This window comes from Ilumatobacter sp. (genome assembly GCF_049588435.1).
In the GTDB taxonomy this organism is placed as follows: Bacteria; Actinomycetota; Acidimicrobiia; order Acidimicrobiales; family Ilumatobacteraceae; genus Ilumatobacter_A.
Genome location: NZ_JBAVYV010000275.1, coordinates 1 through 5,312, shown reverse-complemented (window position 1 = coordinate 5,312; position 5,312 = coordinate 1). Strand labels below are relative to the sequence as shown.

The 5,312-nt window shown below is 66.8% G+C and carries 5 protein-coding genes; all 5 read right to left on the bottom strand.

From position 1 onward, the window contains the following. On the bottom strand, window positions 1-862 hold an 862-nt coding region (locus WBV89_RS10780), incomplete at its 3' end, for a Tm-1-like ATP-binding domain-containing protein (protein ID WP_423981351.1). Continuing rightward, window positions 859-2,193, bottom strand: a complete 1,335-nt coding sequence (gene xylA, locus WBV89_RS10775) for a xylose isomerase (protein ID WP_423981350.1) — start codon at window positions 2,191-2,193, stop codon at window positions 859-861. The genes xylA and WBV89_RS10780, both read right to left, overlap by 4 nt. A 3-nt stretch (window positions 2,194-2,196) precedes the next feature. Next, on the bottom strand, window positions 2,197-3,441 hold the full coding sequence (locus WBV89_RS10770; RefSeq protein WP_423981349.1) for a sugar phosphate isomerase/epimerase family protein: 1,245 nt from the start codon (window positions 3,439-3,441) through the stop codon (window positions 2,197-2,199). Further along, a complete protein-coding gene (locus WBV89_RS10765) occupies window positions 3,438-4,646 on the bottom strand; it encodes a Gfo/Idh/MocA family protein (RefSeq protein WP_423981348.1) in 1,209 nt (402 codons plus the stop codon). Before WBV89_RS10765 ends, WBV89_RS10770 begins: the two co-directional genes overlap by 4 nt. A gap of 24 nt (window positions 4,647-4,670) precedes the next feature. Further along, window positions 4,671-5,312: ABC transporter ATP-binding protein (locus WBV89_RS10760; RefSeq protein ID WP_423981347.1), on the bottom strand; the 642-nt coding region annotated here is incomplete at its 5' end.

The window sequence follows — 5,312 nt, the reverse complement described above, 5'->3', positions numbered from 1 at the left end:
GGGGCGGCACCGTGTCGAGGGCTCCGAAGTTGACCATGTCGACCGCTCCGACCGAGCCGACGGAGGGCACACCGGTCCGGGCGAGCGCATCCATCCTCCCCGGCCCCGCCGGGAAGACTCCGCCGACGAGTTCGTCGGCGACCTCGGTCGTGGTCATGTCGAGGACGGCGACCACCATGCCCGAGTCGACCAACTTCTCCATCGACTGCCCACCGGTTCCCGTCGCGTGGAAGACGAGCGGGTCGTACCGATCGGCGAGTTCCGCGGACAGGCGGGTGACCAGCGGCGTGGTGACACCGAACATCGAGAGGGCGACCGGTGGGAGGTCGGTTCCGCCGGCCGGGATCTCACCTGCCACCATTCCCGCCATCGCATGAGCGGCGTTGCCCAGAACCTGGCGCGAGATTCGGTTGATGCCGGACACGTCGGTGACCGAGTACATCATCGCGATGTCGGACGGCCCGACGTACGGTGCGACGTTCGACGATGCCACCGTCGACACCATCATCTTCGGCACGCCGACCGGCAGCGCCCGCATCGCCGGGGTGACCAATGCGGTGCCACCGGATCCGCCTGCGCCGATGATGCCCGACACCTCGTCGGCACGGGCGAGGACGTAGCGCTCGAGCGCTACGGACATCGCGGCAATCGCCTGCCCGCGATCGTCGGAATCCACGGCGCTCACGCCGTCGGGGTGGTGAGCAGCGACCTCGTCGGGAGTCACGTCGGCATGCGATTGATGGCCCGTGGTGCCGACGTCGACGAACGTTGCCGGGACTCCGGCCGCGACGATCAGGTCGCGGATGTACTCGAGTTCGCGGCTCTTGGTGTCGCCGGTTCCGACGACGAGGACGGTGCTCATGTGACGCTCCAGATCGCTCGGTTGACGTGGTTCTCCAACAGTTCCTGACCGCCGGACACCGGTCGCGGGTCGAGACCGCTCCGCGTGACCTCCTCGGCGATCGAATCGAGCGTCGCACCCTCGGCTCCGATGAGTTGTCCCAGCCCCCGGTCCCAGCCGGCGTAGCGCTGTTGTCGAGCGTGCTCGAGCGTGCCGTCCTCGATGAGCCGTTCCGCGACGAGGAGCGCCTGGGCGAGCGTGTCGATGCCGCCGATGTGACCGTGGAAGAGGTCGGTCCGGCTCAGGCTCTGGCGACGCAGCTTGGTGTCGAAGTTGAATCCGCCGGTGGTGAAACCGCCCCGTCGGACGATCTCGTACATGGCCAACGAGAGTTCCTCGACCGAGTTGGGGAACTGGTCGGTGTCCCACCCGTTCTGCGGATCACCACGGTTGGCGTCGACGCTGCCGAAGATGCCGTTGTCGAGGGCATACGCGACCTCGTGGTGGAAGCTGTGGCCCGCCAACGTCGCGTGGTTGACCTCGATGTTGACCCGGTACTCGTCGAGCAGGTCGTAGCGGTCGAGGAAGCCGCGCACGGTCGCCGAGTCGTAGTCGTACTGGTGCTTGGTCGGCTCCTGCGGCTTCGGTTCGAGCAGCAGCGTGCCGGAGAACCCGATCGAGCGCTTGTACTCCGCGACCAGGTGGAGGAAGCGCGCGAGCTGATCGTTCTCGCGACGCATGTCGGTGTTGAGCAGCGTTTCGTATCCCTCGCGCCCGCCCCACAACACGTAGTTCTCACCACCGAGTTCGTGCGTGGCGCGCAGGGCATTGCGGACCTGGGCCGCCGCGTAGGCGAACATCTCCGGGTTCGGGTTCGTCGCCGCACCGGCCGCGAAACGTGGATGGGAGAACACGTTCGCGGTTCCCCACAGCAGACCGACCCCGGTCTCGGCCTGTTTCGCCGCGGCCCGGTCGACCATGTGCAGGAGGTTCTTCTCGGTCTCGGCGAGTGTCGCTCCCGGCGGTGCCATGTCGACGTCGTGGAAGCAGTAGTACGGCGTGCCGAGCTTGGAGAAGAACTCGAAGGCTGCGTCCTGCTTCGACTCGGCCGCCGCGATCGGGTCGCCCACGTCACCGAGCCACGGACGGTCGAACGTCCCGTCACCGAAGACGTCGTTGCCGGCCCAGTTGAAGCTGTGCCAGTAGCAGACCGCGATCCGCAGATGCTCCTCCATCCGTCGTCCCGCGACCATCCGGTCGGGGTGATACACGGAGTAGCCGAGACCCTCGCCCGCATCGTCGCCCGCGAGGGCGACGGGCTCGGGAACGTCGGTGAAGAAGTCGGTCGCCATCGGTCAGCTCCGGTATGCCTCGCGGCCGACGCCCTGGATGGCGATGTCCTGTGCTGCCAGCACCTGATGCTGGAGGGCGAACATGTCGGCGGCTGCCCGGTCGATGTTGCGGGTGAACGAGATCGAACCCTCGAGGATCGGGCGCAGGAGGTCCTGGTCCTGGATCCGCGCCGGGCCGTACTCGTGCTCGACGATCAACGGCGTGGTCGCGAAGTCCATGTCGAGGAGCTCGCGAGCCGCCAGCTGATGGTCGAGCCAGTCGACCGTCCGGTTCTGCAGATAGGCGAGGGGATCGTGACGGGCGGTGCCGGGCAGTTCGTGCTCGCACAGGACGGTCTGGATCTTCCAGGCGTTCGCCTGGTCGGCCGGGTTCGGCGAGATCTCGCCGTCGATCCAGTCGCCCCGGTTCACGGTCTGGCCGCCGTACCCCCAACCGGCCACACCCTTCGAGTCGACCACCTGGCCCTTGACGTGCATGCCGGTGATCAAGAAGTTGTAACCCTCGTCCTTGAGGTACTGGAAGATCGAGCGCGTGTCCTGGCCCATCAGGATCGCGTGGCTCGGGTCGTAGTGGATGCGGAACTGGTCACCGACCCCGTTGCGTTCGCAGATCTGGTGCAGCGCGATCCAGGTTCCCGGCGCGTAGCCGAGGTTGTTGTGGAAGTTGTCGCTGGGTGTCCACCCGGGCATCGGGCACTGTTCGACGCGGTACTCGAGACCGCGCTCCTTGGCGGCCTTCAGGAGCGGGACGAACGTGTTCTCGAACTCGATCAGGTTCTGATCCATCGACTTGGTCTGATCGCGTCCGACGAAGCCGCACACGGCGTCGGCACCGAGGAGCACCGCGGAGTCCATCGTCGCCAGCATGAAGTCGACCTTCTTCTGGCGCGTCTCGGGGTCGTGGTGGAGCAGGTTGTCGAAGTACGCCACGTCGGCGATGTCCACTCCGGTCGACTTCACCGACGCAAGGACGCGGTCGGCGCGCGCCTGGTTGAACGGTTCGCGGAGGTCGAGCGTGTTCGCGACCGGGTCGAGCATCGCCTCGGCGGGCACGTCGGACTCGTCGGGGTGGAGGGCGGCGGAGAGCTCGATGTTGTCGGCTCCCAGTTTCGCCGCGTACTCGAGCCACTCCTCGATCGCCAGATCGGGGTCCGGATCGCGCCGTTCACGCGGCGTGAGTTCCTGCAGCGCGGCGGTCAACACGCCAACGGGCATGTACACGGGTTCGAAGGGCTTGGCGTTGCTCATGATGCTCCTCCTGAGCTGGTGATGTCGGAGATCGGCACCGGGGCGTGGTGTCGAGCGGATTCGATGGCTGCGTGCAGCACCTGCTGGGTCTTCAGGGCGTCGGCGAAATCGGGCATCGGCACGACCGGTTCTCCCCCACCGATCATGGTGAGGATGTCGGCGGCCTGGTTGACGAAACTGTGCTCGTACCCGAGACCGTGACTGTCGGGCCACCACGCCGCTGCGTACGGGTGGCCGTCGCCGCCGCGGGTGGCGTCGATCGTGGTCCAGCCCGCCGTGCGCCCATCACCGCTCGCGTCGTAGAAGCCGAGTTCGTTCATCCGCTCGAAGTCGAACCGCAACGCTCCGCGCTCACCGTGGATCTCGAAACGATTGGCGTTGTGGTAGCCGGTCGCGACTCGAGTCGCCTCGAACGACGCGATGCCGCCACCGCTCAGGCGGGCGAGGAATGCCACGGCGTCGTCGACCGTGCTCGCGCCCTTCGCGCCGGCGGTCGATGCCCCGGCTCCGGCGATCTCGCCACCGGCCCCGGCGTCGATGATGTCGCGCTGTTCGATGAACGTGTGCTCGATCGCGCCCTCGACGGAGGTGATCTCCTCGCCGGTCACGAAGCGGACGGCGTCGATGATGTGCGCGTTCAGGTCGCCGTGCGCTCCGGAGCCTGCGACGTCACCCTGGAAACGCCAGAGCAGGGGTGTGTCGGGCCCGCCCCAGCTCTGCAGATAGCAGGCGCGGGCGTGATAGATCCGCCCGAGCGCACCCGACTTCACGAGCTGATGGGCCAATGCCACGGCGGGAACGCGGCGGTAGTTGTACCAGACGAAGGTCTGCCCGTCGGCTGCGGCAGCGGCCTGTGCCATCTGCTCGGCATCGGCCAGCGTTCCGGCCAGCGGCTTCTCACACGCGACGTGGCGGCCCGCCTCGAGCGCGACAAGCGCCTGTTCGGCGTGAACGTTGTTCGGCGTTCCGATGTCGACGAGACCGATCGCTGGATCGGCGACCGTGGCCGCCCAGTCGGTCGATGCATTCGACCAGCCCCACTGGTCGGCGAACTGCGTCAACTCGTCGGCGTTGCGGCCACACACGGTGTGCATCACCGCGGTCGGGTCGGTCTCGAAGAACTTTCCGACGTTCAACCACGCGTTGGAGTGCGCGCGGCCCATGAACTTCGAGCCGATGAGGGCGATGTTGAGCTGGTCGGTCACGTTCGGTCTCCTTCCCGACGCGGGCTACGCGTCGACTCCGAGGTATTGCTTCTGCAGCGCGGGGTCGTCACGCAACTGGGCGGCGGTCGTCTCGTGTTCGATCTGACCGGAGACCATGATGAGCTGACGCTCGGCCATCGACGTGGCCGCACGCAGGTTCTGTTCGACGATCAACACCGCGCTGCCCTCTTCGATGAGGTGCTGTACCGCGTTGATCAAGATGTCGACGATCGTCGGGGCCAGACCCTCGGACGGCTCGTCCATCAGGTAGAGCTTGGCGTTGAGCAGGAGGGCCCGGCCGACGGCGAGCATCTGCTGCTCACCACCCGACAGCTCGGCGCCACCGTTGCCCTTGCGCTCGGCGAGGCGCGGAAAGAGTTCGTAGACGGCCTCGGGGGTCCACCGCTTGCCGCGGGTGCCCTTGGCGAACATCTGGAGATGCTCATCGACCGACAGCGACGGGAACAGGCGACGACCCTGCGGGATGTAGGCGATGCCGCTGCGCGCGATCTTCTCGGGTGCCAGTCCGTCGATGCGCTTCCCATCGAAGACGATCGACCCAGAGGTCGGTTCCAACATGCCCATCAGCGTTATGCACAGCGTGGTCTTGCCCATGCCGTTGCGTCCGACGATCGACACCGCCTCGGTGCTCATCGAGAACGTGAG

Bases quoted from the DNA above. Each gene is read 5' to 3' on its own strand.
- xylA (WP_423981350.1), bottom strand. From the start codon at position 2,193: ATGGCGACCGACTTCTTCACCGACGTTCCCGAGCCCGTCGCCCTCGCG.
- WBV89_RS10770 (WP_423981349.1), bottom strand. From the start codon at position 3,441: ATGAGCAACGCCAAGCCCTTCGAACCCGTGTACATGCCCGTTGGCGTG.